At 61.9% G+C, this 24,999-nt stretch carries 25 protein-coding genes; 13 read left to right on the forward strand and 12 right to left on the reverse strand.

Annotated elements, in window-relative coordinates:
* Positions 1-2: 2 nt before the first annotated feature.
* The 6 genes from ACIOVD_RS19870 (at position 3) to ACIOVD_RS19895 (ending at position 7,102) form a co-directional block, all read left to right on the forward strand.
* Positions 3-1,649 (forward strand): ABC transporter ATP-binding protein, encoded by a 1,647-nt coding sequence (locus ACIOVD_RS19870; RefSeq protein ID WP_401129776.1) that lies wholly within the window; start codon positions 3-5, stop codon positions 1,647-1,649.
* A 9-nt stretch (positions 1,650-1,658) separates the two neighbouring features.
* Entirely contained in the window at positions 1,659-2,372 is a 714-nt protein-coding gene (locus ACIOVD_RS19875; RefSeq protein WP_401129778.1) for an NAD(P)H-dependent oxidoreductase, read from the forward strand.
* Between the two features lie 94 nt (positions 2,373-2,466).
* A complete protein-coding gene (locus ACIOVD_RS19880; protein ID WP_095170271.1) occupies positions 2,467-3,357 on the forward strand; it encodes a universal stress protein in 891 nt (296 codons plus the stop codon).
* Between the two features lie 250 nt (positions 3,358-3,607).
* A complete protein-coding gene (locus tag ACIOVD_RS19885; RefSeq protein WP_159995930.1) occupies positions 3,608-4,711 on the forward strand; it encodes a polyamine ABC transporter substrate-binding protein in 1,104 nt (367 codons plus the stop codon).
* Positions 4,712-4,778: 67 nt separating this feature from the next.
* Positions 4,779-6,197: an aminotransferase gene (locus tag ACIOVD_RS19890; RefSeq protein ID WP_095170297.1), complete on the forward strand. Its 1,419-nt coding sequence runs from the start codon at positions 4,779-4,781 to the stop codon at positions 6,195-6,197.
* 53 nt (positions 6,198-6,250) lie between these two features.
* On the forward strand, positions 6,251-7,102 hold the full coding sequence (locus ACIOVD_RS19895; RefSeq protein ID WP_095170273.1) for a LuxR C-terminal-related transcriptional regulator: 852 nt from the start codon (positions 6,251-6,253) through the stop codon (positions 7,100-7,102).
* 9 nt (positions 7,103-7,111) lie between these two features.
* Here the strand turns inward: ACIOVD_RS19895 and ACIOVD_RS19900 are convergent, their stop codons facing one another.
* Together ACIOVD_RS19900 and ACIOVD_RS19905 are read right to left on the reverse strand one after the other, a co-directional pair.
* A complete protein-coding gene (locus tag ACIOVD_RS19900; protein WP_401129781.1) occupies positions 7,112-7,483 on the reverse strand; it encodes a hypothetical protein in 372 nt (123 codons plus the stop codon).
* A gap of 3 nt (positions 7,484-7,486) precedes the next feature.
* On the reverse strand, positions 7,487-9,001 hold the full coding sequence (locus ACIOVD_RS19905) for a tetratricopeptide repeat protein (RefSeq protein ID WP_401129783.1): 1,515 nt from the start codon (positions 8,999-9,001) through the stop codon (positions 7,487-7,489).
* A gap of 334 nt (positions 9,002-9,335) precedes the next feature.
* Here ACIOVD_RS19905 and ACIOVD_RS19910 point away from each other — a divergent pair, with 334 nt between their 5' ends.
* The 5 genes from ACIOVD_RS19910 to ACIOVD_RS19930 all read left to right on the forward strand — a co-directional run bounded on the left by ACIOVD_RS19910 (position 9,336) and on the right by ACIOVD_RS19930 (position 12,343).
* Positions 9,336-9,479: a hypothetical protein gene (locus ACIOVD_RS19910; protein WP_401129785.1), complete on the forward strand. Its 144-nt coding sequence runs from the start codon at positions 9,336-9,338 to the stop codon at positions 9,477-9,479.
* A complete protein-coding gene (locus ACIOVD_RS19915) occupies positions 9,476-10,894 on the forward strand; it encodes a PAAR domain-containing protein (protein ID WP_401129787.1) in 1,419 nt (472 codons plus the stop codon). Before ACIOVD_RS19910 ends, ACIOVD_RS19915 begins: the two co-directional genes overlap by 4 nt.
* Positions 10,891-11,280: a hypothetical protein gene (locus ACIOVD_RS19920; RefSeq protein ID WP_401129789.1), complete on the forward strand. Its 390-nt coding sequence runs from the start codon at positions 10,891-10,893 to the stop codon at positions 11,278-11,280. Before ACIOVD_RS19915 ends, ACIOVD_RS19920 begins: the two co-directional genes overlap by 4 nt.
* Positions 11,281-11,795: 515 nt before the next feature.
* Positions 11,796-12,068, forward strand: coding sequence for a CopG family ribbon-helix-helix protein (locus ACIOVD_RS19925; protein ID WP_095170298.1), 273 nt, complete (start codon positions 11,796-11,798; stop codon positions 12,066-12,068).
* Positions 12,068-12,343: a type II toxin-antitoxin system RelE/ParE family toxin gene (locus ACIOVD_RS19930; RefSeq protein WP_159995940.1), complete on the forward strand. Its 276-nt coding sequence runs from the start codon at positions 12,068-12,070 to the stop codon at positions 12,341-12,343. The genes ACIOVD_RS19925 and ACIOVD_RS19930 overlap by 1 nt, the downstream gene beginning before the upstream one ends.
* Before the next feature lie 94 nt (positions 12,344-12,437).
* Here ACIOVD_RS19930 and phnX read toward each other — a convergent pair whose 3' ends face one another.
* The 7 genes from phnX to ACIOVD_RS19965 all read right to left on the reverse strand — a co-directional run bounded on the left by phnX (position 12,438) and on the right by ACIOVD_RS19965 (position 19,392).
* Positions 12,438-13,265 carry a phosphonoacetaldehyde hydrolase gene (gene phnX / locus ACIOVD_RS19935; RefSeq protein WP_401129792.1) on the reverse strand — a complete coding sequence of 276 codons (828 nt, stop codon included), beginning with the start codon at positions 13,263-13,265 and terminating at the stop codon, positions 12,438-12,440.
* Positions 13,266-13,347: 82 nt separating this feature from the next.
* Positions 13,348-14,220 (reverse strand): LysR substrate-binding domain-containing protein, encoded by an 873-nt coding sequence (locus tag ACIOVD_RS19940; protein ID WP_095170278.1) that lies wholly within the window; start codon positions 14,218-14,220, stop codon positions 13,348-13,350.
* A 40-nt stretch (positions 14,221-14,260) separates the two neighbouring features.
* Positions 14,261-15,556 carry an MFS transporter gene (locus tag ACIOVD_RS19945; protein WP_095170279.1) on the reverse strand — a complete coding sequence of 432 codons (1,296 nt, stop codon included), beginning with the start codon at positions 15,554-15,556 and terminating at the stop codon, positions 14,261-14,263.
* Between the two features lie 127 nt (positions 15,557-15,683).
* Positions 15,684-16,775 (reverse strand): iron-containing alcohol dehydrogenase PsrA, encoded by a 1,092-nt coding sequence (gene psrA, locus ACIOVD_RS19950; RefSeq protein WP_401129795.1) that lies wholly within the window; start codon positions 16,773-16,775, stop codon positions 15,684-15,686.
* Positions 16,776-16,910: 135 nt separating this feature from the next.
* Entirely contained in the window at positions 16,911-17,729 is an 819-nt protein-coding gene (gene phnE / locus ACIOVD_RS19955) for a phosphonate ABC transporter, permease protein PhnE (RefSeq protein ID WP_159998822.1), read from the reverse strand.
* A gap of 2 nt (positions 17,730-17,731) precedes the next feature.
* On the reverse strand, positions 17,732-18,529 hold the full coding sequence (phnC, locus tag ACIOVD_RS19960; protein ID WP_095170282.1) for a phosphonate ABC transporter ATP-binding protein: 798 nt from the start codon (positions 18,527-18,529) through the stop codon (positions 17,732-17,734).
* Complete coding sequence (locus ACIOVD_RS19965) at positions 18,526-19,392, reverse strand: phosphate/phosphite/phosphonate ABC transporter substrate-binding protein (protein WP_159995948.1); 867 nt, start codon at positions 19,390-19,392, stop codon at positions 18,526-18,528. The genes phnC and ACIOVD_RS19965 overlap by 4 nt, the downstream gene beginning before the upstream one ends.
* A gap of 109 nt (positions 19,393-19,501) precedes the next feature.
* Between ACIOVD_RS19965 and ACIOVD_RS19970 the strand changes: the two genes are divergently transcribed.
* The gene (locus ACIOVD_RS19970) at positions 19,502-20,377 is read left to right on the forward strand and encodes a LysR substrate-binding domain-containing protein (RefSeq protein WP_401129797.1); all 876 of its coding nucleotides are present in this window, start codon (positions 19,502-19,504) and stop codon (positions 20,375-20,377) included.
* Here ACIOVD_RS19970 and ACIOVD_RS19975 read toward each other — a convergent pair.
* The 3 genes from ACIOVD_RS19975 to ACIOVD_RS19985 form a co-directional block, all read right to left on the reverse strand.
* Complete coding sequence (locus ACIOVD_RS19975; protein ID WP_401129799.1) at positions 20,330-21,400, reverse strand: AraC family transcriptional regulator ligand-binding domain-containing protein; 1,071 nt, start codon at positions 21,398-21,400, stop codon at positions 20,330-20,332. The two genes, ACIOVD_RS19970 and ACIOVD_RS19975, sit on opposite strands and share 48 nt — an antisense overlap.
* A gap of 75 nt (positions 21,401-21,475) precedes the next feature.
* Positions 21,476-21,796, reverse strand: coding sequence for a 2Fe-2S iron-sulfur cluster-binding protein (locus ACIOVD_RS19980; protein ID WP_401129801.1), 321 nt, complete (start codon positions 21,794-21,796; stop codon positions 21,476-21,478).
* Positions 21,797-21,836: 40 nt separating this feature from the next.
* Positions 21,837-23,732 carry an acyl-CoA synthetase gene (locus tag ACIOVD_RS19985; RefSeq protein WP_401129803.1) on the reverse strand — a complete coding sequence of 632 codons (1,896 nt, stop codon included), beginning with the start codon at positions 23,730-23,732 and terminating at the stop codon, positions 21,837-21,839.
* Between the two features lie 232 nt (positions 23,733-23,964).
* On the opposite strand from ACIOVD_RS19985, the gene ACIOVD_RS19990 reads away from it, so the two are divergent.
* Positions 23,965-24,993 carry a hypothetical protein gene (locus ACIOVD_RS19990; RefSeq protein WP_401129805.1) on the forward strand — a complete coding sequence of 343 codons (1,029 nt, stop codon included), beginning with the start codon at positions 23,965-23,967 and terminating at the stop codon, positions 24,991-24,993.
* Positions 24,994-24,999: the final 6 nt, after the last annotated feature.

Here is a 24,999-nt window from a genome sequence, read left to right on the forward strand (position 1 = left end):
TGATGAATACTGCCAAACCGCTGCTGGAAATCCGCAACCTGCACATCGAAGGTCACTACGAGGACGCCTGGCACCCGTTGATCAAGGGCATCGACCTGACCCTGCAACGGGGCGAGGTGCTGGGCCTGATCGGCGAGTCGGGGGCCGGCAAGTCGACGCTCGGCCTGGCCGCCATGGGCTACACCCGCGATGGCTGCCGGATCACCGGCGGATCGCTGCAGTTCGATGGCATCGATCTGTTGGCCGCCAAGCCCGAGACCCTGCGCAAACTGCGGGGGCTGCGCATCGCCTATGTCGCGCAGAGTGCCGCGGCGTCGTTCAACCCGGCCCATCGCTTGATTGACCAGCACGTCGAAACCGCCGTGCAGAACGCCGGCATCAGCCGCGCGCAAGCCATGGCCGAAGCCGTCGAACTGTATCGGGTGCTGCGCCTGCCCAACCCCGAGCAGATCGGCCAGCGGTATCCGCACCAGGTCTCCGGTGGCCAGTTGCAGCGGGTCATGACCGCGATGGCGATGGCTTGCCATCCGGACCTGATCATCTTCGACGAGCCGACCACGGCCCTGGACGTCACCACCCAGATCGAGGTGCTGGCGGCGATCCGCGACGCCGTGGCAACGTATGGCAGCGCTGCGATCTACATCAGCCACGACCTGGCGGTGGTGGCGCAGATGGCCGACCGGATCATGGTGCTGCGCCACGGCAAGCTGGTGGAAGAGGCCCAGACCCGGCAAATGCTCGACGCCCCGCAGCAGGACTACACCAAGTCGCTGTGGGCGGTGCGCAGTTTTCGCACCGAACCCAAGCCCTTGCCGCAGCAGGAACAGCCGTTGCTGGAATTGCGCAACAGCTGCGCCAGCTATGGTCAGCACCCGGTACTGCACGACGTATCCCTGAGCCTGTACCGTGGCCAGATGCTGGCGGTGATCGGTGAATCCGGCAGCGGCAAAAGCTCCACTGCGCGCTTGATCACCGGCCTGCTGCCACCGACGGCCGGGCAGGTGCTGTACGACGGTCAGCCGCTGCCGGCGGATTTTCGCCAGCGCAGCAAGGAGCAACTGCGCAAGATCCAGATGATCTACCAGATCCCCGACACGGCGCTCAACCCGCGCCAGCGCATCGTCGACATCATTGGCCGGCCGCTGACGTTTTACCTCGGGCTCAAGGGCCAGGCCATGCGCGCCCGGGTGGCCGAGTTGCTGGAGATGATCGAACTCGATCCGGCGACGTTCATGGAGCGCCAGCCCCGGGAACTGTCCGGTGGGCAGAAACAACGGATCTGCATCGCCCGGGCGCTGGCGGCCGATCCGCAACTGATCATTTGCGACGAAGTGACCTCGGCCCTCGACCAACTGGTGGCCGAGGGTGTACTGAAACTGCTCAACCGTATTCAACAACAGCTCGGCGTCGCCTACCTGTTCATCACCCACGACGTGGCCACGGTGCGGGCGATTGCCGACGAGGTGCTGGTGATGCAAAGGGGCAGGGTGGTCGACCACGGCTCACGTGATGCCATCTTTACCCCGCCGCACCAGGACTACACCGGGCTGCTGTTTTCATCCGAACCGCAAATGGACCCCGACTGGCTCGACCGGTTGCTGGCCACGCGCGCTGCACACCCTTCAACGCCGACGCTTGCAGACGTCTAAGGAATCATCATGAAAGTATTGATCGTCCACGCTCACCCCGAACCGAACTCCTTCACCGCGGCCCTGCGTGACCAGGCCGTGACCACCCTCAAGGCCCAGGGCCACGAGGTGCAGGTTAGCGACCTGTACGCGATGAACTGGAATCCGGTCGCCAGCAGCCAGGACTTTTCCTCGCGGGAAAACCCCGATTACCTGGTCTACGCCCTGGAACAACGCCTGGGGGTCAAGAGCCAATCCCTGGCCGCGGACATCCAGGGCGAGCTGGACAAGCTGTTGTGGGCCGACTTGCTGATCCTCAACTTCCCGATCTTCTGGTTCTCCGCCCCGGCCATGCTCAAGGGCTGGATCGATCGGGTGCTGGTGTCGGGCATTTGCTATGGCGGCAAGCGTTTTTACGATCAGGGTGGGTTGGCCGGGAAGAAGGCGCTGGTGACGGTGACCTTGGGGGGGCGTGAGCACATGTTCGGCGACGGTGCGATTCACGGCCCGCTGGAAGACATGCTGCGGCCGATCCTGCGCGGGACCTTGGCCTACGTTGGGTTTGATGTGCTGGAGCCGTTTGTCGCCTGGCACGTGCCTTATATCAGCGATGAGGCGCGCCAGGCATTTCTGGTGGAGTACGACCAGCGCCTGCAGCACCTGGCGGATGAACAGCCCCTGGTGTTCCCGCGACTGGCCCAGTTTGACGAGCAGTTGTATCCGCGGCCCCCAACTATGGCCTGACCAGCCACCGGCCTTGATCGGGATCAATACGCTAAACCCCCACGGGTGCAGTCTTGGGTCAATACTGAACATAACTTCATCCGAGAATCCGACCATGAGCCAGTACCAACGCCTGCTGCTGATCATCAACCCGGCCCTGCGCCAGTCGCCGGCCATCCAGCAGGCGGGTGCGCTGGCCGGGGCCAGTGGCGCGAGCCTGCACATCGTCGGGCTGATCAAGTCCCTGGGCATCCTTTCCCTGCTGGAGGGCGATGACTGGGCCAGCGCACGGGCCAGCTATCTGCAGGAACAGGACCTCTGGCTCCAGGCGCAAGCCCATCAACTGCGAGTCAGCGGGGTTGAGGTCACGGCCTACACCACGTGGTCCGAAGACGTCAGGAGCGACATCCTGCAGCACGTCAGCGAACTGCAACCGGACCTGCTGATCAAGCAAGTGCAGCAGGAACCGCTGCTCAAGCGCACCTTCTTCACCCCGATGGACTGGCACCTGCTGCGCTATTGCCCGGTGCCGACCTACCTGGTGGGCGACCAGGCCCAGGCCTTGCCGCGCAAGATCGTTGCGGCCATCGACAGCGCCAATGACCAGCCACAGAATCAAAAGCTCAACGAGCGGATCCTCAAGCAGGCCGAACGCCTGGCGTTGCAATGCGATGCCGAACTGCACCTGGTCACAGCCTGCGACATAACCGCCGATTTTCTGGGTGACCTGGGCGCCGCCGGGTTGGCGTTGAGCGACTTGACCCGGCAATTGCGCCAGGACCTGGAAAACGCCTTCCTCAATACCGCCGAGCATTTTGGCGTAGCGCCGGAGCACCGGCACTTCATCAAGGGTGATCCAGTCCAGGTGCTGGCCGAATTCGCCCATCAGAACCAGGTCGATGTACTGGTGCTGGGGCGCAATCAGTCTCGGGGCCTGGAAAAACTCATCGGCAGCACCACCGAGCATCTGCTGTACCAGGCGTCCTGCAGCGTGCTGGCAGTCTGACGGATATCCCTGTAGCCGCTGCCGAAGGCTGCGTTGGGTTGCGTAGCGACCCCCGGCGGATGTATTGCCGAGTTGAATGAACGTCGTGCGGCCGTTGACGCAGCCTCGCGGGCTCGACAGCTGCTACGGTTCTGCGTTTGGGGGGCGGTCGTCCACCCCCATTCGGGGTATGGTGCCGTTGCGTCAATCCGCCAATAGTAAGCACGTCCGCTCATCCAGAGCCGAGTCTGCTTATAAGGTGGAATGTGCAATGCGCAAGGCACTACACGTGTTTTCCAGTCTGTTGCTAGCTCCCTTGTCCTGGGCGGTGCATGCCGCCGAGGTGAACGATGCCCACACGCTGCGGCTGTACAACTGGGCGGACTACATCGGTGAAAGGACCCTGGCCGACTTTGAACAGGCCACGGGGATCAAGGTCATCTACGACACCTTCGATGCCTACGAGACGGTGCAGGCCAAGCTGCTCACCGGCCACTCCGGTTACGACCTGGTGGTGCTCAATGCCTCTCTGGTGCCGCCGCTGATCAAGGCCAAGGTGTTCCAACCCCTGGACAAGCAGCAACTGCCGGGCTGGAGCAACCTGGACCCCAAGGTGCTGCAGGACCTGCAGGGCTACGATCCCGGTGTGGCCTATTCGGCGCCCTACACCTGGGGCAGCAATGGCGTGACCTACAACGTCGACATGATCAAGGCCCGCATGCCCGATGCCCCTATCGGTTCGCTGGCGATGATCTTCGATCCCAAGATTGTCTCGCGCTTCGCCGACTGCGGCGTGACCCTGATCGATGCGCCCACCGAAGTCATCCCCCTGGCATTGACCTACCTGGGCCGTGACCCCCGCAGCGCCGCGCCGGCCGACCTCAAGGCCGCCCAGGACCTGTTGCTGTCGGTGCGACCCTACATCAAGAAATTCGACTCGGTGAACTACCTCACCAGCCTGCCCAATGGCGATGTCTGCATGGCGATGACCTGGTCCGGCGATTACGCCACCGCCCAGGCCCGGGCGGAGGAGGCCAAGCTGAAGATCAACCTGGCGTACTTCGTGCCCAAGGAAGGCTCGCTGATCTGGTTCGACAATATGTACATCCCCAGTGACGCGCCCCACGTGGCCAACGCCCACAAGTTCCTCCAGTACCTGTTGCAACCCCAGGTAATGGCCGACGTCAGCAACTACATCCACTACGCCAACAGCAACCAGGCCGCCACCGCGTTGCTGCAGCCCGAGGTGCGTGACAACCAGGCGATCTACCCCGACGCGGCCACGCGTGCGCGGCTGTTTGCGCAGAAGACCCAGGATGCCAAGGACATGCGCGCCATCACTCGGGTCTGGAGCACGGTAAAGACCGGGCTCTGAGTCAGTGCCGGCTCGCTCCCACCTTGATTATCCCAGCTGATTGATCATCACCTTCGAGACCTTTGCCATGACCACACCCAACGCCGAGTTCTTCAACCAGTTCGATAACGCCCAACTGGTCAAGGCCGACAAGGCCCACCACATGCACGGCTACCACGTGTTCGATGAGCACCGGCAAAACGGCGCGCTGAACATCGTCGCCGGCGACGGCGCGTATATCTACGACAGTGAAGGCCAGCGCTTTCTCGATGCGGTGGGCGGCATGTGGTGCACCAACATCGGCCTGGGCCGCGAGGAAATGGCCCTGGCGATTGCCGATCAGGTCCGGCAACTGGCGTACGCCAATCCGTTCTCCGACATGGCCAATGCGGTGGCAATCGAGCTTTGCGAAAAACTTGCCAGCCTGGCTCCCGGCGATCTCGACCACGTGTTCCTCACCACCGGTGGTTCGACTGCGGTCGACACCGCCTATCGACTGATCCAGTACTACCAGAACTGCCGTGGCAAACCGCAGAAGAAACACATCATTGCCCGCTACAACGCCTATCACGGCTCGACCTGCCTGACGATGTCGATCGGCAACAAGGCTGCTGACCGGGTGCCGGAATTCGATTACGCCCATGAGCTGATCCACCACGTCTCCAACCCCAACCCGTACCGCGCCCCGGATGGCATGGACGAGGCGCAGTTCCTCGAATTCCTGGTCCAGGAGTTCGAAGACAAGATCCACAGCATCGGTGCCGACCGGGTCGCGGCGTTTTTTGCCGAGCCGATCATGGGCTCCGGCGGGGTGATCATTCCCCCTGAAGGTTATCTGCAGCGCATGTGGCAGGTGTGCCAGGCCCACGACATCCTGTTTGTCGCCGATGAAGTGGTGACCTCGTTCGGCCGCCTGGGCAAGTGGTTCGCCTCCAGCGAGCTGTTCGGCGTGCAGCCGGACATCATCACCACCGCCAAAGGTCTGACCTCGGCCTACCTGCCGCTGGGGGCGTGCATTTTCTCGACGCGGATCTGGGACGTGATCGCCGAGCCCGGCCAAGGGCGCTGCTTCACCCACGGTTTCACCTACAGTGGCCATCCGGTGTGTTGCACCGCGGCGCTGAAGAACATCGAGATCATCGAGCGCGAGAACCTGCTGGCCCACGTGCAGGAGGTGGGCAGCTACCTGGAACAACGCCTGGCAACCCTGCGTGGTTTGCCGCTGGTGGGCGATGTGCGCTGCGAGAAACTCATGGCCTGCGTCGAGTTCGTGGCCGACAAGGCCAGCAAGGCGCTGTTTGCCGACGAGGTCAACATCGGCGAGCGGATTCATCTGCGGGCCCAGGCCAAGGGGTTGCTGGTGCGGCCGATCATGCACCTGAACGTAATGTCGCCGCCGCTGATCATCACCCATGCCCAGGTCGACGAAATCGTCGAGACCCTGCGCGCGTGCATCCTCGAGGTCGCCGCCGAACTCCAGGCCCTGGACCTGTACGCCGGGCGATGAGCAGCCGCGGCCTGCCTATGCGCGGTCCTGGCTCACCGGCTAGACTGCGCGGCATGAGCAAAGCCCAGGACCACACACTGATCGCCATGCCCTGGCGTGCCCTGCATCAATGGCACGCCGGGCTGGCGCACGCCTTTACCCGGATCGATACGGCGGATGCGTTGCGCTACCTGGCGCAGGCCTTGGGACACCTGGTGTCGGTGGAATCGGTGATGATCAGCCTGGAGCGCAAGGACCAGCCACCCCAATCCTTGTACCTGCAAGGCATTCCCGAGCAGTACCGGGAGTCGGTGATCGAACGCTATTTCTCCGGCGGTTACCTGCTCGACCCGTTCTGCCTGGCGGTGGAGCAGGGCCTGGCGGAAGGCTTCTATCACCTGGAAGAAATCGCCCCGGACGACTTTTTCGACAGCGACTACTACAAGGCCTACTACCTCAAGGGCGGTTGTTCGGAAGACAGTTATTTCATTGTCGATGTCGGCAATCAGAGCAAGGTGTCCCTGAGCCTGTTCCAGGGCTTTGGCGGCCAGGCCTTGAGCACCGGGCAACTGGACCTGCTGCGCGCAGTCGAGCCTATGGTCCGCCAGTTCATCCGCCAGTTTGCCCAGTGCAACCGGCTGATCACCCAACAGGAGGCGGTAGCTGCACCTGCGACGGTCGATCTCAAACCGAGTATCCAGCACGCCTTCGAGCATTTCGGTTGTGAGGTGCTGACCGAGCGTGAGCGTGAAGTGGCGCACATGGTGCTGCGCGGTCACTCGGTCAAGTCGACGGCCAACGAACTGCGGATCGCCGCAGAAACCGTGCGCATGCACCGCAAGAACCTGTACCTGAAGTTGGCGATCAACTCCCAGTCCGAGTTGTTTGCGCTATTCATCGAGTGGCTGCGCCAGGACCGCATCTGATAAGGTGGTTTAACTTTTGATCAGTACTCTGACTTCACCGTGCTTATCCACGACGCCGGTTATTTTTTTGGTTAGCGTGTAGCTACCACCATCGTCATTGCTGTTTTTATCATCGAGCTCAACGGTAATTTGTTCTCCCGGCGCGTAGCCGGTGGTTCTTATAAGAAGCCCCGAAACATCGCCACTGGACAGGCTGTGGATTTCGGCAGAAAAATCACGCTTCATCCACTGCGCCGAGATGATTTTTTTACCATCCGATTCAGGTGCTGTTTTCAGTACGGCTGCTGCGGCCGGGAGCGGGTCAGGATAAATGACATTGCTACAGCCTGCTGTTAGCACGCTGAGCAAGAAGATCATGGTGTGCCAGTTCAATCTGTTCATTTTCTACACTGGCCTCGCAGGGGCATCGGTCATGCGGACCAAGGTATCGATTATCGTGCGCATATTCTCAAACACCTCGTCTTGGGCCTTTGCAGCGGATTTGAATTTCCCTGGTTCGGGAAATTTCCCCCCAAGTGAGTGGGGCGCGGCCCAGCTCTGTATTGCCCGGTACTCGGAACCGATGCTGAAATAGAAATAGAGTTGGTAGAAGAGCCAACCGCGATCGTTGGGGTAACGCTGTGCGAACTTGGCCATTTGTCGTTGCGCCTCGATGTAGGAGGCCAGGGTTTTTTCGTTCAACCCTCGGTCATCGTAAAACCTGGCCATAGTTTCGTGGCTGGCGACCAAGTCCATCTGCCACTGCGCATTGCTCGGCTCCACTTCAATCAGCCGGGTTCGTATTGCCAAGGCTTGGGCATAATGAGCCAGCACTTCTGCCTCTAGTTTTGCGCCTGGCCCATTGTTGTCGTTTTTAATCGCTGCAAAATCCATGTGCGCCACTGCAAGTTCGCGTTGCCATTGGTTGTTGCCAGGGTCCAAGGCAGCCAAATCCTGGTACAAGCCAAATTGATCGGTCACGGCGTCACGTGCTGCTGCCCATTTCCCCCGCATTACCAGGGCTTCGCCGATCTTGCCGAAGGTCACTGCCAACTCGCGGACGAACAGTGGATTGGTTTCATTGCTCCTGAGCACTTTTATACGTATTGCCAAGGCCTCATGGTATTCAGCGGGCAAGGTGCCGGTCATTGAATTCACCCGGTCCGCAATTTCCTCGTAGGTTGCCGCGAGATCGCGTTGCAACTGCTGGTTACCAGGCGCTGACTTTGCCAGGCGCAGCAGAATATCCAGGGCCGGCTGATAGTAGGCCCTGACTTCTTCGACCCCCACATGGCCCGGGTTGGTTCTTGTGTAGTTCACCGCGAGTGCTTGTTGCCACTTGCTGTTGTTGGGCTGCAAGGCGACCAGTTGTTGGTAAACGATACGGGCCCTGGTGAAGTAACGTCGGGCAGCGTCACGGTAGCTCCAGAGTATTTGCTCCTTGTCTGCTGCCGCTCCAGGTTCCAGGCGTTGTACCTTGGGCATGAGCTTACTGGTGTAAGGGTGGGCCTTCAGGTTGTTCCGGGCCAGCTCCAGAGCGGCCCTGTATCCTGCGTTGTACGGAAACTGCTGCTTCGCTCTCAGGGTTTGCAGGTCACCCATCCGATCCAGCGCCACGGCCAGCGCATACTGTGCATCGGTATCACGCGGATGTTGTTCGGCGTAGGTGGACGCCGCAATCACCTGCGTATTAGCGCGCTGCAGCTCGGTGTTTGTTTGAAAAACCTGTTCATCCCCAAGATTGCTCGGTTGAGCGCTGGCAAACGCTGCCGTCGTCAACAAGCCAAGTAGCATTGTTGCCATGAAAACACGCTGCGGCCATTTCCCCAAGGCGCAGGAAAATTGGCTAATAGACAGACGGAATAGGGCTTCTAGTGCGGGAAAAAGATAACGGCAAATCGCTTTTGTCATGAGATTCATCTTGATGCTTCCCTGCAGATAATTCCCACACTAATGACAAAGTCCAACGGACACAAACGCAGACGGTTTGCCAGGGTCAGTAACCTTGAGCGGCAAAGCCCTACCTGCGTGGGTATTACGTCGATTAGGTTGCAATCGCGGGAGTAAATCTAATTTAACTCTTTTCCTACGCGCATCAGGGAAGGGTCCTATTTACTCCCGATATCCACATCTTCAGGGTGCTGCTTGTTGTTCACAACCTCTTACTCATGGTCATCGGCCGATACGTTTCGCGACATCGCGCGCTCTGGAGTGAGGAGAGAAAAACGGCGAAATAAACCCATGGATATGGATCATGAAAATGCATGCAGCCCTGATGTACGCCACCGACGTCTCCCCTGAGTTTCTCCGCGCACTGGAGCAACTGCACTTTGCCGAGCAGCAGTTTGCCGGTGTCAACGAGCAAGCCTGGCTACCTCGAATGAGGGCTGAGTCATGAGTCGAGGCAGTGTCAACGGGATAGGTCAAGGTCTGCATGGTGATCTGACCACCACTGGCGCGGTGTGTCTCAGCAGCCTGCCCAACGCGAGACAAGGCGCACGGGGAGTCCTGCGGCTCGGGGATAAAACCACACCTTGCCCGCAATGCGGAGAAATCGGCGTAATCGTTGATAGCCTGCCCGCCATGAAGTGGATGGGGGTTGCAACGGTACTGGACGGCGCAGGCATTCACTGCGGCTGCCCCAAGGGTCGCAACCGCGTGATAGCGCCTCTGCAATCAAGCGTTGCACCACAAACGACAAGAGCAGCCGCTCAGCCAGCTTCTTCAGCAGGCACCAATCCCTCGCAAGCGCCGCGGCAATCCGCCTTCTCGCCATCGAGCCATGCTGCTGCGCCAGTGTTCAAGCGTTTGGAGCCTCAGGAACCAGGCTTCTACGTAGTGCCCAAGAGCATGACCCGCGAAGCACTGGAGGCCACGCTTTTTCCGGTGCGCGATGGGGCGGTGATGAGCAAGTTTCAGGCGCTCAACCCTGATCTGGGTGAGATCAAAGCCGGTTCGATGGTCGTGCTGAGCGATCCGAACAACACCTCCTGTACCTATCAGGAAGCGCAACTGATGCAGGCGGCTCAACAGGTCAAGGCAACCCTTGATCCTCTTACGCTGCAACAGGCCGACTTTCTGCTTCGCCACGGCGCTGAAATCGCCAGCTTTACCGGTTACACCTCAACCTGGCTTGGCGTCAGTGCCCTGGTCATGGAAAACCACGTGAGCAGGCTGCGAGACACACTCCAGGCCATGGAGCGCTTGCATCAGGAAAGCTATCGCCAGCATGGCCACCTCAAGTCGCCGCAGTTCTTCGCCGATCGCAGGCACCTGATCACCCAGTTGGATGCTCATTTGTTGAACTCGACTCGGCTGCGTGGCCAGACCACCCTGGGTGATCACCCCAAGTTAAAAACGGCCCTCGGCATTTCCAGTCGAAGCCTGGTCCATCACTGGGACAAGGCCGGGGCGCCGGGACAGATACCGGGGTATGCCACGCATGTCAGTGCTACCAGTCGTGCTGCCCAGTATATGCAGTCCGGTGGTTACATCGGGATTGGTATTGGCGGGGTGTCTTCGTTGTTGGCTATTCAGGAAGTGTGTAGCGGCGATTCGGGGGCGGCTTGCGAGAAGGTTAGGTTTACCGAGGGAGGGAAGTTTGGCTTGTCCACCATTGGTGGTGCCGTGAGCGGGAGGATTGCCAGTTCTGCCGCAAGTCCGATTTGCGTGGCACTTGGCGTATCTACAGGTATCGGGGGCGTTGTCTGTGTCGCGGCCATAGTGGGGACGGGGGCATGGGTGGGTACGGAGTACGGTGGTAAGGCTGGCGAATACATGGGGGAGAAAGTTTACGAGGTTACACAACCATGACCAGTATCGACACGTGGTCTCCCTGGATTGCGATCATTGTTACTGGTGGCTGGAGCCTACTTGCAGCTGCGGGTCTTGCGTTCAGTCTATACCTGAGCAACCGTCAATTGGACGCCATTAAGGAGGCCTTGAAGAACAGTCGTTATGTCTATATTTGGGGACCGAGCCTGGGAAAGCGAGGTTTTATTTGGTCCCTGTTGGAGATATCAAAAATCGCCGGAATGGTGGCGTGGCCATGGGCATCACTTCGCATCGGTGAACTGGATCCTACCGATCTTAAAAACTTTCCTACTCGCTTGAAACGTCTTCTGATTATCGATTTGACGATAATGATCATTTCCTTCACTTGGATGGGAATTGCAGTCGTGCTGATCAAATTCAAGTAGCTTGATGGACGACTAATCCAAGTTAAAAACGGACTTCAATATTTCCAGCCGAAGCCTGTTACATCACTGGGACAAGGCTGGGGCGCCGGGACAGATACTTCGCCCTGCGCCGTTGATCTGTTCGATCACCGCCGGCCACTGCCGCGCTACGTGACTTCATGTTGGACGGCTCCATTCTCCCCAAACCCAGTTTCGAGCGTTCTGTCATTTTGCAGTCTTAGGGACCGAGCAGGCCATATCATGGCTGCCCTGAGTTTTGCGCGACCCACCGGGTGGTCTGATTGTCGATCAAAGGGGGGGGCAGCCCAACCTGATATCAAGGCTTGACGATTCGGGGTTATTAACTATGATTAATCTTTGATCACAATGATGCATTACGATTCATTATGTGGCCCGGCACGACAAAGCCGAGGACAAGCAATTGATGACTCGCTTCAACCAGGCATGACGCTGCGCCGCACCACTGGCGGCCAAGTGCCCAAAAAATAGCATTTCGCTGCATTGGAGTAATGATCATGGTTACTACCGCCAAGACCCGATCCGTCACGGCTCATGTCCCTGTGCAACTGGCTGAGAAGGTCGATTTGATGGCTGAGCGCCTTGAACGCTCCAAGAACTGGATCGTCAAACAGGCCCTTTCTGCCTGGATTGACCAAGAAGAAGAACGCAGTCGCCTGACCCGGGAGGCCTTGGCTGATGTGGACGCCGGCCGGGTAATTGACCACCAGGCTGTCCAGGCTTGGGCCGACAGCCTGAGTACAGAATCCCCGCTGCCAGTGCCGCGCTGATGGAGTTGAAGTGGACCAGCAAGGGGCTTTCCGACATTGCCCGGCTGTATGAGTTTCTGGCCGCGGTGAATCAGCCCGCCGCCGCGCATACGATTCAACAGCTCACGGCTGCTCCTCGTACGTTGCTGACAAATCCACGCATTGGCGAACGGCTTGAAGAGTTCCAGCCACGGGATGTACGCCGAATTATTATCGGCCACTACGAGATGCGGTACGAGATTCAGGGTTCCACCCTCTATCTGCTACGCCTGTGGCACACACGCGAGGATCGATAATGCGTGGATCGGAACATAGAAAAACACCGATGGGGTGACAGCGTACCGGGGCAACCCGCCACCCGATACGCTGCAAGTTGCGGGTTTGCGTGCCTCACGCGCCTTGCGGCGTTTCACCCCGTGCCAGGCGGGCGTTGATCTGCTCGATCACTGCCGGCAACTCGGCAATGGTGTCGATCAGATAGTGCGGGCGGGCGCCTTCGAAGGTTTGGCTGATGCGGGCGTGTGCTTCGGCCAGTTGCTCGGGGCTCAGTGCCTGGAACTGATCGTAGGTCAAGCCCAGGGCGTTGCCGGAGCAGGTCAGGGCGACTGTCCACATGCCGGCGCTGCGGCCTTCGAGGATGCCCGGCCAGGTGTCGTCGACCTTGACGCATGCGGCGACGTCGCTGATTCCCAGGGCGATCACGTTAGCCAGGGCCTGGGCCGGGTATGGACGGCCGTTGGGCACTTCGTCGGTGGCTACCACATGGTCGGCGACGTAACCGTTGGCCCGGGCCAGCTCTACCACCTTGGCCATCACCACCGCCGGATAGCCGGAGCAGGATCCGATTTTCAGGCCCTGCTCGCGTAGCACGGCGATGGCCTCCAGGGCGCCTGGGATCAGGGCTGAGTGCAGGGCGATTTTGTCGATCTGCAGCGGCATAAACCGTTCATAGAGTGCAGTGACGTCTGCATCGGTCGGCAGGCGGTCGAACACGGCACGGTAACGTTCGGCAATCTGCGGTTGATTGCACAGCGTGCGGATGTGGTCCCACTTGCCCATGCCCATCGGGCCACGGGCCTCTTCCAGGGACACGGCAACGCCGAACTCGGCAAAGGCTTCGACGAAAATCTGCGTGGGGGCAAAGGAGCCGAAGTCGACGACGGTGCCGGCCCAGTCCAGGACCACGGCTTGCAGTTGGCTCGGTTGTTGATAGTGCATGGTAGATCTCCAGTGTGTGGGTAGGGGGCGGCCGTCCTTCGTGCAAGGAAGTAGGGCGCAAAGGTCATTGGGTACAGTGTTGTCAGGTGGTCGGTATCGGGCTTGAGTCGAACAGCTCGGCGATCATTGGCCGGTTGCGGCGGATGCCCAGGCAGCACAGGTGGTAATCGATGGCGAACGGGTGATCGACGAAGGTGATGGGTTTGGTGCCCGGGGTCTGGGCGTACTCGACAGCCGAGACAAAACCAATGCCGATGCCCTTGGCGATGGCGTGGACAATGGCTTCGCGGCTGTTCAATTGCATCACGCAGTTGAGTTCGACGTTCAACCGCGTGCAGCTTTCCTCCACCAGTTGCCGGGTCCGCGAACTCTTCTCGCGCAGCACCCATTTCTCGGCACTGATCTGCTCGACATGCACCTGTTCCTGCTGCGCCCAGGGATGGTCGTCACGGACCACCGCGATGATCGGGTAGCGCCGGTACAGCTGGGTGTCGAAACGCTGGTCGAACTCGGACAGAGCGAGGATCGCCACGTCGATGTCGAAGTTGAACAGTCGCGCCAGGGTCTCCTTTTCCGGGCTGAAAGAGGTTTCCAGCTCGATGTCCGGATGCTGCTGCATCAGTTCATAGGTCAGGTTCATCGCGATAGGCGGCGAAACCGCCCCCAGGCGCAACATGCCGGTCTTGCGTTGCTTGAAACTGTGCAGTAGTTGCACGGCTTCGTCCTCCTGGCCGAACAGGCCCTGGGTAATCCCGTAGAGCTGGTGCCCGGCGGAACTCATGTCGATAAAGCGACCACGGCGGTGGAACAGTTCCACCGAGAACTTTTTCTCCAGGGCGTTGACCTGCTCGCTGACCGTTGGCTGGCCGATGCACAGGTATTCGGCCGCCAGGGTGAAGCTGCCGGTCTTGGCCACGGCGTGAAAGGAACGGAGCCACTTGTGGTACTGGTACATGAGTGCGCCTGCCTGTGAGTCGAAACGGGGTGCCGAGCCATCAACGCCTGATGAACAGCGCGACCAGCGCACTGCACAGGCAGGCCGAGGTCACCACGATGAAGATCAGCGAGGTATTGCCGGTACTGTCGAGCATACTGCCGATCAGGGGTTCCGCCAGGCCAGCGAACAGATAGGAGGAGAAGTTCATCACCCCAGTGGCCGTGCCCGCCCGCTTGGCGCCGACCAGATCCGGGCACAGCGCCCAGAAGCTGGAGGCCGGGCCATAGACGAAGAACCCGCAGAGGAACAGCGCCACCAGGCCGATCATGCTGTGGGGCGGCAGGCTCCACATCCACAGGCTGGTCGCCGCGCCGAGGAACATGTAGAGCATGATCGCCAGGTAACGCTTGGAGCCGAACAGCTTGTCCGACACCCAGCCATTGGTCAGCGCGCCGATCGCCATGCCCACGGGCAGGGCCACGGTGATCCACTTCGGATCCACCAGGCTGTCGCCACTTTTCCAGTCGGCACCGAGAAAATGCACCGGCACCCAGACGATCAGGCCGTAGCGGGCGGCGTTCTGGAAGCCCAGGGATACCGCGGCGATGATCAGCCGGGCATTTTTCAGGACTGCCTTGTAGCGCTGCGCGGAAGTTTCGACCTCGCCTTGCGCCACCTCATGCTGTTTGTCGGCGGCATTGGCCACACCGGTGTCGGCCAGCGGTTCGAAGCCCAGGTCTTGCGGGCGTTCACGGGCAATCAGGTAGAACAGGATACCGCCGGCCAGCATCAGCAACACCGGCAGACGGAAGATCCAGCGCCACTCCAGTTGCAGCACCTCCAGCACCACGATCGAGGTCACGTAGGACAGCACTGAGGCGCACCCGGCGGCAAACACATAAAAGCCGTAGACCTTGCCGCGCTCGCCAGCGCTCCACCAGTTGGAGATCAGCCGGCTGCCCGGCGCCCAGCCCAATGCCTGGAAGTAACCGTTGATGCCCCAGGGCAGGATCAGGCTGGCAAACCCGGCAGAGAAGCTGGTCACCCAGTTGGCGCCGCAGGACAGCACGGCGCCCAGGGTCATGATTCGCCGGCCACCGAACTTGTCGGCAAGGTTGCCATTGATGGCCTGGCCGATGGCGTAGGCCCAGAGCATGGCGGCCGACACCCAACCGAGGGTTTCCTTGCTCAGGCCAAACTCGGCCTGGATCCCTGGAATGGCAAAACCGAAGGTTTGCCGGCCGGTGTAGAAAAACAGGTAACAGAACATCGCCGCCAGCAACATACGCCACTGGGCGACGCGGAACGAGGCCGTGTGGGTAGCGATACCAGGCAGGGTTTGGGCACGATTCATGATCTTTTCCTTATTATTGTTCGCCCCCCGAGCCATCGCCCGAGGGTGACACCGATTTACCGGTGCCGCAGGAAATCGCCGCGGCCGGTGGCGCCGCAGGCAGTGCGTGTTGAGGTAAAAGCTGGATCTAGGCCGCTTGGCAACCGATGAAGTTCTTGCCGCGCGCGCCCTGCAGGGCGAACTGGATGATGGCCTCGGCGTCCTGGGCGGTGACGCCGTAGTCGGCAAACTCGGTCTTCACGCCCACGCTGTGCAACAGGTCGCGCAACTGGGCCTGGGCCTTGGCCAAATCGGTGCCGAAAACCCGCTGCAGGGTCTGGTCGCGCTCCTGGTCGTGACCCCAAGCCAGGCCCAGCACCAGGGGCAGGGTGAAGGAGCAGGCGATGCCATGGGGCAGACCGTGGCGCAGGGTCATTTCATAGGAAATGGAGTGGGCCAGTGCGGTCTTGGTGTTGGAGAACGCCATGCCCGCCTTGAGGGCGGCCAGGGCCATGCGCGAGCGCAGTTCCTGGCTGGACAGGTCGCGCAGCAACCGAGGCAGGCATTCGAGGATGTCCTCGATGGCCGCCACGGCGAAGGTGTCGGAAATCGGGTTGGCGTTGACGTTCCAGATTGCCTCCAGGGCATGGGACAAGGCGTCCAGGCCGGTGGAGACGGTGACGCTGGCTGGCACCGTCAACATCAGTTGCGGGTCGATGATCGCCACTTTGGGCCAGGTGCAGTCCAGGTGCAGCGAGTATTTCTTCAGGCTGGCGCTGTCCCAGATGGTCGCCCAGGGCGTGACTTCGCTGCCGGTGCCGGCGGTGGTAGGTGCGGCAATCAGCAATTTGATGCGGGCCGGGACAAAGGGCTTGCCGGTTGCCAGCAGGGTCAGCAACTCGTCGAAGCTCCCCGATTCGGTACCGACAATCAGCGCCTTGGCGGTGTCGATGGCGCTGCCTCCGCCCACGGCGATGACCATGGCACAGTCGCCGGCTTCGGCCCAGAAGCGTTCATAGGTGTCGCGCAGGTGCGCCACGTCGGGATTGGGCTGCACGTCTTCGATCACGTAGACCAGGCGATCGCCCAGCAGCTCTTCGATCCGCGCCACCAGGCCCAGCCCGCGCGCTTCGGGGAATGTCACCAGGGCGACCTTGTGCTGTTCGGTAATCGCGGCCAACTGTTGCAGGCTGCCCCAGCCGAAACGAGTGTCTACCGGGTTGTGGAATCGGGCGGTCATCAGGGAGTTCCTTATTGTTGTTGGCGAAGTGGCCCCATACTCAGGGGCACTCGCCAACAGCTCAAATCGATAAATCGCAGGTTTGAATCGGCTGGACCGATAACAGCCGGCAGCCGAAGGTGCGGCTAGCGCGGTTTAATGGTTGGAACCGCGCTGGATCGCATTGCGCAGCCTGCCGGACACCGCGTCGGCGATGACCACCATCAAGGTAATGACGATGATGCAGGTGGCGGTTTGTTCGTACTTGAACAGCTTCAGGCTGCTTACCAGCTCGAACCCCAGGCCGCCGGCGCCGACCATGCCGAGCACGGTGGCCGAGCGCAGGTTGACCTCGAAGCGGTAGAGGATCACTGCGATCCAGGCGGTAATCACCTGCGGCAGGACGCCAAACACAATCACCTGCAACGGCCGTGCCCCGGTGGCCTGCAGGGCCTCGATGGGACCCTGGTCGATTTCCTCGATGCTTTCGGCGAAGAACTTGCCGAGCATGCCCATGCCATGCAGCGCCAACGCCAGCACACCGGGAAAGGGCCCCAAACCCACCGCCGAGACAAAGATCAGGGCGAGGATCAGTTCGTTGATGCTGCGGGTGACGTTGAGAAACTGTCGCGTGGCGTGGAATACCAGGCGGTTGCGACTGAGGTTGCGCGCCGCCAGGAACGACAACGGAATCGCCAGCAGCACGCCGAGCAGGGTGCCCCAGATCGCGATCTGCAGGGTTTCGATGGCCGGTGCCAGCAAACGCGGGAGAATGCTCAGGTCGGGTGGCATGGTACGGGCGAGGAAGTCGCCGATTTGCGGCAGGCCGCCGGCCAGTTCCGCGACGCTGAGCTGCGCGCCCTCGGCGCTCCAATGCAGGGTCAGCACCACCGCCAGCACCAGCGCCGCGGTAGTCAGCCAGCTCCGCGCGCTGCGCGGCCGGTCGACGGTCCACAGGTAGTTGTTCGGTTGCATGCTCAAGCCCTCGGTTCGCTGCACGGCACCAGCGCCAGCGCGCTGGTCGTCGGTGGCACTTCAGGTGCTGGTTCCTGGCCAGGGTAGATGCGTTGCAGGTCAGCCTCGCCCATGCTCGCCGGGTGGCCGTCGAACACCAGGCGGCCGTGGGCCAGGCCAACAATCCGGTCGCCAAACTCACGGGCGTAGTCGACCTGGTGCAGGTTGCACAGCACGGTGATCCCCAGTTCCCGCGATGCATCGCGCAGGTACTGCAACACCAGGCGTGCGGTCTTGGGGTCGAGGCTGGCCACCGGTTCGTCCGCCAGGATCACCTGGGGACACTGGGCCAGGGCGCGGGCGATGCCGACCCGTTGCATCTGCCCGCCGGAGAGGGCGTCGGTGCGCTCGCCGGCCTTGTGCTCCAGCTCCACCCGTTGCAGGCATTGCCTGGCAAGGGCAACATCCGCCCGGCGAAACAGCTGCAGCACCGAGCTGAAGGTGGACACGGCGCCCAGGCGCCCGGTCAGGACATTCTTCAGCACGCTCAGGCGCGGTACCACGTTGTGGTGCTGGAAGATCATCGCCACCTGGCGGCGCAGCGTCCGTGGATCGCGGCAGGAGCGGGCATCGATGCCGGCCACCTGCAGGGTGCCGGAGTCGGCCTGGACCAGGCGGTTGATGCAGCGCAGCAAGGTCGATTTGCCGGCGCCGGATTGCCCCAGGATCACCACGAACTCGCCTTGGCCGACGTCCAGGTCGATACCGCGCAGCACCGGGTTGCTCCCGTAGTGCTTGGTCAATTGGCGGATGCTGATCATTTCATGCTCCGCAAATCCAGATCGAGCACCTTGGCGGTGTCGCGAACCACGTCGTAGGCGGCGTCGCTGGTGGGCTGGAAGCCGTCGAGCACGCCCTGGTCACCCCACGGCACATCCTTGATCGAGGCCAGGGCACTGGCGACCTTCTGTTGCAGGGCCGGGTCCAGGTCCTTGCGCCAGACCATCGGCGACTCGGGAATCGGCCGCGAACTCCAGACCACCTGGAATTCGTCCTGCTTGACCAGGCCCTTGCTCACCGCGCTGGCAAAAATCCGGTCGGCTACCGCAGCGGCATCCACCTTGTGGTTTTCCACGGCGAGGATGCTGGCATCGTGGGAGCCGGAGAAAATCACCCGGGAAAACAGCTGCGCCGGGACGAACCCGGCTTGCTCCAGGCCGGCCTTGGGGAACAGGTGGCCGGACGCCGAGCTGGGGTCGACAAAGGCGAAGGTACGGCCCTTGAGGTCGGCCAGCTCGCGGATGCCGCTGTCCTTGCGCGCGACAATCACGCTCTTGTAAGCGCTTTGCCCGGTTTTGCGGGTGACGGCGACCGCGAAGGCTTCGACCTCGGCCACCGAGGTGGCGAGGACGTAGGAGAATGGCCCCAGGTACGCGACGTCGAGCTTGCCGGCGCGCAGCGCTTCGATGATGCCGTTGTAGTCGGTCGCGACAAAGGGCACCACCGGCATGCCCAACCGGGTTTGCAGGGTATCGAGCACCTGTTTGCTGGCTTCGATCATCGCCTGCGAGTCTTCGGACGGGATCAGGCCAATGGTCAGTTGGTCTTTGGCGCTGGCCAGGCCGGCGGCGGTCAGGGCGAGGGCGATGCTGGCAACACGCAGGAATGAGCGAAGAGGTTTCATGGCAATCCAGGGAGTGGTTTGGAGTTGCCTCAGGCTAGAAGTGTCACGTGACAGTCATTCGATCAATTCAATATGGCTTCAGGCAGTTAACTATTGATGGAGTCTATGGATGTCCAGCGCAAAGATGCGAGCGTTCCTCGCCGTGGCCCGCCACGGCAGTTTCAGTGCCGGGGCACGGGCGATCGGCCTCAGCCAGCCGACCCTGACCACCCAGGTGCAAACTATGGAACGGCAATACAACCTGGAGCTGTTTCACCGCCGTGGGCGGCGCATCGAGTTGTCGGATGTCGGCCGGCAACTGCTGCCGATCGCCCAGGCGATGGCGGCCCTGGACCTGGACGCGCACAACCTGCTGCGCGATTCCGGCCGGCTCGACAGCGGCGAGTTGCGGTTGGGGGCGGTGGGGCCGTTTCATGTGATCGAGATGGTCGACCACTATCTGCAGCGTCATCCCCGGATCGATGTGTCGATCCGGGTCGGCAACTCGGCAGAGGTCCTGGCCGATCTCGAACGCTACGTGACCGACATCGCGGTGCTGGCCGGGCGGCACGACGATCCGGCGCTGTGTGCCGTGCATTACGCGCGCCACGCGATCATCCTGTTCGCCCACCATGCCCATACCCTGGCTGCTCGCGGCTCGGTGCGTCTCGAAGAACTGGAGGGCCAGGCGCTGCTGCAACGCGAGCCCGGTTCCACCACCCGCGCGGTCCTCGACGCGGCGCTGCTGGCCGCGGGCGTGGTGCCGCGAATCGCCATGGAGATCGGCAGCCGTGAAGCCCTGCGCGAAGCCGTGGTCCGCGGAATTGGCCTGGGGGCGGTGTCCGAAGCCGAGTTCATTGCCGACCCACGGATCCGCGCGATCCGCCTGGAAGGCGACCCGCTGTACACCGAGACCTACCTCTATTGCCTGGCGGAGCGACGCTCCAGCCGGCTGATTTCATCGTTCTTCGAAGTCCTGCTGGCGGGGCAGACCCAGGCTTCTTGAACCGGCGTGCGGGCGACATTCTCCTGGCGAGCGATTGAACCAGCGCTTGAAGGCGCGATGGAAGGTGCTGACATCCTTGAAGCCCAGGCCGTCACTGACCACTGCCACCGGCAAACCCTGCTGAATCTGGCGGTAAGCGAGGTCCTTGCGTACCGCGCCCACCAACTCGGTGAAGCTGGTGCCGTGCTGCTTGAGGCGGCGATACAGGGTCGGGCGGCTGACATGCAGCGCGCTGCACACCTGCTCGATGCCCACCCCGTGCTGCAGGTTGGCCTGGATCAACTGGCGCACCTTGTCCAGCAGCGGATCGCGGGTGGCGAGTTGGCCGAAGGTGTGCAGCGCCCGCTCCTCGAGAATCTGCTTGAGGTAGCTGTTGGCACTGCGGATCGGGGTCTGCAGAATCGCGCGGGGCAGGTACAGGCAGTTGCGCGGGGCATCGAACTGCAACTGATGGCCGAAGATCGGCGAGTAGTGCTCATGGTAGGCCGGGCGCGGGTAGCTGAATTCGCAGGCGCTGGGGACCAGGGGTTCGCCGGTCATTTCCTGGCTCCACCTGAGCAACGCGCTCATGCTGCGTTCGGTTGCGGCTTGCGGGTAAGGCTTGCCGGGGGCGAAGGAGAACTCCAGCAGCAGATGTTCGTGGGTTTCGCTGCAGGTCCAGCTCTCCGAGGGATTCATCAGGGCAATGTGGGTCTGGAAGATCTGCAAGGCCTCACCCAGTCGGGTGCACTGGAACAGCCAACTGGCCAACACGCCCTGGGTGGCCGGGTTGAAGGTTTGCCCGACCACCAGGCCAATCTCCGGCATGGGCAGGTCGCGGGTTGCCATCTGCCACAGGGCCAGCAAGCAGCCCTCGTCGAGGCGCTGCTCCTGGATCGGCAGGGCGCTGGGGCGGCTGTCGATCAGCGTTTGCCGATCGAGCCCGGCGCTGGCCATCTGCGCCGGGGTGACCAGTTCCAGCGCCAGCAGCAGGTCATGCAGGTCCAGGACTGCAACGGCCGAAACACTGGTGGCTTTGGGCATCTGTCGAGACACTCTGCTGAGGGGGTTCGACAGGCAATGTAACGCGAGGCTCAAGCACAAAGCCACCATGGCGCACTATCCCTCCATGGGCGCTACCGCAACATGCAGGTTGTCCATGGCCGCCGTCAGCACCACCTGGCACGACAGCCGCGAGTTGTCCTGGTAGTGCACGGATTCCTCTACCAGCAATTGTTCGCCCTCGTTACGCCCACCCAAGGCGGCAAAACCGCCTGCAAGGACATAGACGTGGCAGGTCGAGCAGGAACAGGCGCCACCGCAGATGGCCTCGATCTCGTCACAACCGGCGTGTTTCAGCGCCTCCATCAGGGTGACCCCCTCGTCGGCGTCAATCCACTGGACTTCGCCGTTCAATTCGGTGACCTGGATTCTGGGCATCTTGCAGCTCCTTGCAATGGGGGTAGGGGAGCGCCTGGGGTCAGCCCCGGGCGATTTCACAGGCAAACGCGAAGCGTCGCAGCAGTTGTTCGAATGCCGGACTGTGCTGCTCCAGGGCAAGGGTCGCCAGGTAGCCGTGCACGGGGTGCTGGCGCACATCCACGGCGTTGAGCGACACACCTTGGGCCAGCGCGGTGGCCTGTAGTACATCGGCGATTTCACCCATCACCAGGGTTGGCTTGAACAGTTTGCCGATGGCGGTCAGTGGCATGTCATCGAGCAGTTGCAGGCGCTTGGGCATTGCCGCGGGCTCGGCGATGACCTGTGCCAGGTACTCGAGCAGTTGTGCGCTGGTCACCGTGCTGCCCGCGCGCAGCTTGACGTAGGCCACCGGCAGTTCACCGGCATGCAGGTCCGGGCGGCCGACGGCGGCGGCCATCTCGACGTCGGGGTGGCGATACAAGGGTTCCTCGATCACCTGCGGGTCGATGTTGTGCCCACCGCGGATGATCAACTCCTTTTTGCGCCCGGTCAGCCAGAAGTAGCCCTCTGCGTCCTGGCGTCCCAGGTCACCGGTATTGAACCAGTGCTGCCCGTCCCCCAGGGTCAGCCAGACGCCCTGGTTGTGCTCGGCCTGCAGATAACCGCGAAAAACGTTGGGGCCACTGATGGCAATCACCCCGACCTCGCCCGGCAGGCAATGGCGCTGGTAGTTGCCCGCTGCGTCCAGTTGCAGCACCGCCATCTGCTGGTAAGGCAAGCGCAGGCCGATGGAACCGATGCGAGACTCGCCGGCGGGTGGGTTGAGGCTGCTGGCGCATGCCCCTTCGGTCAGGCCATAACCTTCGAGGATGCGGATCCCGGTGGCGGATTCGAAGCGCCGGAACAGCTCCACCGGCATGGGTGCCGCGCCACACATGGCCAGCTGCAGCGAGCTGATGTCTCGCCCGCTGCAGGGTTGTTGCAGCAACGCCGAGTAGATAGTCGGCACGCCACTGAAAAAATTGATCCGGTAGTGCTCGACGATCTCCCAGAACCCCGCGAGCACGCCGGCGCCGCGATAACCCTCAGGGGTCCCTAGCACCACGTGCGCACCTACCGACCACGGCGCCAGGCCGGTCACCAACTGGCCGTTGGCGTGAAACAACGGCAAGCCGCAGAACAGGGTTTTGCCCGGGCCGATGGCATCGCCGAGCATGCGCATCATGGCGTAGGCGTCGAATACTTCATTGAGGTGTTCGCGCACGGCGATTTTCGGCAAGCCAGTGGTGCCTCCCGTGCAAAAGTACGAGGACACTGCGTGCGAATCGAAGGCGCGCAGGCTGTTCAGTCGCTCTTCGTTATGCCCTTGGACAAAGTCCTCAAAGCTCGTCACTTCGACCGTCTGCCCCATGGCGTTGCGCAGCGCCGGCGGGGCGGTTGTGGGCGCTGCGGTCTCGTCCAGCGCGACCCTGACCAGCAACTCGACTCCGCGCGTCAGCGCCACGGCCTGCGCGACCTTGTGCCCCAGTTCAGTGCCGGGCGCGGGCGCCAGGGTCACCACCACCTTGGCGTTCGCCGCCTGTAGCAACTGGCTGATGGCTTCGGCACTGAGCTGAGGATTGACCGCCAGAACGATGCCATTGGCTTCGCCACCCCAGAGTACGAAGTGGGTCTGGGGCAGGTTCGGCAACACGTAGGCCAGCACGTCGTGCGCACCGTAGCCGCGACTGTGCAAGGCGTTGGCCACTCGGTGGATCTGCGCCAGCAACTGGCGGTAGGTCCAGGTGCGGGGCGAGCGCAGGTGCTGCATGTCGGCAAAAAATGACAGCGCGGGGCGATCGGCGTGCAAGTCTGCGCTACGCAGGAGCATCTGGTAGGTACTGGGGGGTAGGTCGGCGTCGAGCAAGGGCGTGCGCTCGAAGGCCTCGATGTCGCTAAGGTCACGTAAGGTCACGGCTGGATCCTGTGGCGGGCAAAGGGTCAGCGATTCTAGGAAGCACCGCGGGACACAGGCATGGCGTGGTGATTCATTCGTCGGGCGTTCGGTGTCAACTTTTCCAGCGAGCGGGACCTGGGTGCGAGATTGCAACCCAACGCCATGGAGTTGATCCCGGGCGCCATGGTTGTGGGTATGGCAACGGCCTAGGATCGTTGCCATATCCCATGCGACCTCAAGGAAGTTGCCGATGCCCGCCCACTCGATCGACTCGGTTAAAAGCCTGCGCAAACTGATTGCAGAACCGCCGGCAATGATGAAAAAGCGCCTGCAATCGCAGATCGACGATTACTGCCTGACGATCATCCAGCACTCATCCGTGTGTGCCGTGGGGTTCAGCGATCCGAGCCTGGATATTGCCTTCTTCAACCTGCGTGACATCCCGGTGCTGCGCGCCGAAGGCGAGTCCATCGACCTGGCCTGGCCTGCCGAGCGGAGCGTGCCGGCAGCGCTGGAGCAGGGCCTGGGGTGCAGTCTGTACTTCACCATGCCCGGCATCGGATTTGCCTTGCGCGCCAATGGTCGTTGCGTGGTGCGCGGCACTGGCGGTGCCCGCGTCCTGGCGTTCCGGGCCGATGCGTTGTTCCTGCATTGTTCGCGGGCCAAGGTGCGGGCGCAGTTCTGGACTCCGCGCGCACCAGCGCTGCCGTTGTGCGAGGCCGAGGGGGGCGGGCAACTGTCCGCTGAGGCCCTGGGGTTCATCGCAGCCTCGCCCTACCTGTTGATGCTGACGCGCAACGCCGCGGGCGCCACGGAAATTTCCCCCCGTGGCGATCCCGACGGCTTTGTCCTGGCGCTGGACGACCGGACCCTGTTGATCCCCGAGCGGCCCGGCAACAAGGTGGCCTGTACGCTGATCAACATCCTGTCGGCGCCCACAGTGACCGTGTCGTTCATCATTCCCGGTGGCGGCAGCCAGTTGTCGGTCACCGGTAAATCCTGGTTGAGCGCCGACCAGTCGCTGCTGGCGCCGCTGGCAATCAACGGCAAGGTGCCGGTGGTGGCGATTGTGCTGGAGGTCGAGCGCTGGCGCTTCGTGCCGTGCCCCGAACTGGTGGCGGCCGGGTTGTGGCGTAGCGAAACCCACCTGCGTGACAGCGACCTGCCGTCGTTCCCCAAGATGCTGTCCGAGCACATGAACGGCAGGGGGTTGTTGGGCAAGGCCACTACGCTGTTGGTGGATGCGGTGGTCAAACACGACCTGAAGAATCTGTATTAAGGAAAC

It is taken from the genome of Pseudomonas sp. NPDC087626, assembly GCF_044743405.1.
Classification (GTDB): Bacteria; Pseudomonadota; Gammaproteobacteria; order Pseudomonadales; family Pseudomonadaceae; genus Aquipseudomonas.

What these genes read in the sequence shown, in the direction of transcription:
- ACIOVD_RS19980 (WP_401129801.1), bottom strand. Translation starts at nt 21,796, where the DNA reads ATGCCCAGAATCCAGGTCACCGAATTGAACGGCGAAGTCCAGTGGATT.
- ACIOVD_RS19940 (WP_095170278.1), bottom strand. Translation starts at nt 14,220, where the DNA reads ATGTACCAGTACCACAAGTGGCTCCGTTCCTTTCACGCCGTGGCCAAG.
- phnC (WP_095170282.1), bottom strand. Translation starts at nt 18,529, where the DNA reads ATGATCAGCATCCGCCAATTGACCAAGCACTACGGGAGCAACCCGGTG.
- ACIOVD_RS19910 (WP_401129785.1), top strand. Translation starts at nt 9,336, where the DNA reads ATGAAAATGCATGCAGCCCTGATGTACGCCACCGACGTCTCCCCTGAG.
- psrA (WP_401129795.1), bottom strand. Translation starts at nt 16,775, where the DNA reads ATGACCGCCCGATTCCACAACCCGGTAGACACTCGTTTCGGCTGGGGC.
- ACIOVD_RS19925 (WP_095170298.1), top strand. Translation starts at nt 11,796, where the DNA reads ATGGTTACTACCGCCAAGACCCGATCCGTCACGGCTCATGTCCCTGTG.
- ACIOVD_RS19990 (WP_401129805.1), top strand. Translation starts at nt 23,965, where the DNA reads ATGCCCGCCCACTCGATCGACTCGGTTAAAAGCCTGCGCAAACTGATT.
- ACIOVD_RS19875 (WP_401129778.1), top strand. Translation starts at nt 1,659, where the DNA reads ATGAAAGTATTGATCGTCCACGCTCACCCCGAACCGAACTCCTTCACC.
- ACIOVD_RS19915 (WP_401129787.1), top strand. Translation starts at nt 9,476, where the DNA reads ATGAGTCGAGGCAGTGTCAACGGGATAGGTCAAGGTCTGCATGGTGAT.
- ACIOVD_RS19930 (WP_159995940.1), top strand. Translation starts at nt 12,068, where the DNA reads ATGGAGTTGAAGTGGACCAGCAAGGGGCTTTCCGACATTGCCCGGCTG.
- ACIOVD_RS19895 (WP_095170273.1), top strand. Translation starts at nt 6,251, where the DNA reads ATGAGCAAAGCCCAGGACCACACACTGATCGCCATGCCCTGGCGTGCC.
- phnX (WP_401129792.1), bottom strand. Translation starts at nt 13,265, where the DNA reads ATGCACTATCAACAACCGAGCCAACTGCAAGCCGTGGTCCTGGACTGG.
- phnE (WP_159998822.1), bottom strand. Translation starts at nt 17,729, where the DNA reads ATGCAACCGAACAACTACCTGTGGACCGTCGACCGGCCGCGCAGCGCG.
- ACIOVD_RS19905 (WP_401129783.1), bottom strand. Translation starts at nt 9,001, where the DNA reads ATGAATCTCATGACAAAAGCGATTTGCCGTTATCTTTTTCCCGCACTA.
- ACIOVD_RS19970 (WP_401129797.1), top strand. Translation starts at nt 19,502, where the DNA reads ATGTCCAGCGCAAAGATGCGAGCGTTCCTCGCCGTGGCCCGCCACGGC.
- ACIOVD_RS19945 (WP_095170279.1), bottom strand. Translation starts at nt 15,556, where the DNA reads ATGAATCGTGCCCAAACCCTGCCTGGTATCGCTACCCACACGGCCTCG.
- ACIOVD_RS19870 (WP_401129776.1), top strand. Translation starts at nt 3, where the DNA reads ATGAATACTGCCAAACCGCTGCTGGAAATCCGCAACCTGCACATCGAA.
- ACIOVD_RS19920 (WP_401129789.1), top strand. Translation starts at nt 10,891, where the DNA reads ATGACCAGTATCGACACGTGGTCTCCCTGGATTGCGATCATTGTTACT.
- ACIOVD_RS19880 (WP_095170271.1), top strand. Translation starts at nt 2,467, where the DNA reads ATGAGCCAGTACCAACGCCTGCTGCTGATCATCAACCCGGCCCTGCGC.
- ACIOVD_RS19965 (WP_159995948.1), bottom strand. Translation starts at nt 19,392, where the DNA reads ATGAAACCTCTTCGCTCATTCCTGCGTGTTGCCAGCATCGCCCTCGCC.
- ACIOVD_RS19885 (WP_159995930.1), top strand. Translation starts at nt 3,608, where the DNA reads ATGCGCAAGGCACTACACGTGTTTTCCAGTCTGTTGCTAGCTCCCTTG.
- ACIOVD_RS19900 (WP_401129781.1), bottom strand. Translation starts at nt 7,483, where the DNA reads ATGAACAGATTGAACTGGCACACCATGATCTTCTTGCTCAGCGTGCTA.
- ACIOVD_RS19975 (WP_401129799.1), bottom strand. Translation starts at nt 21,400, where the DNA reads ATGCCCAAAGCCACCAGTGTTTCGGCCGTTGCAGTCCTGGACCTGCAT.
- ACIOVD_RS19890 (WP_095170297.1), top strand. Translation starts at nt 4,779, where the DNA reads ATGACCACACCCAACGCCGAGTTCTTCAACCAGTTCGATAACGCCCAA.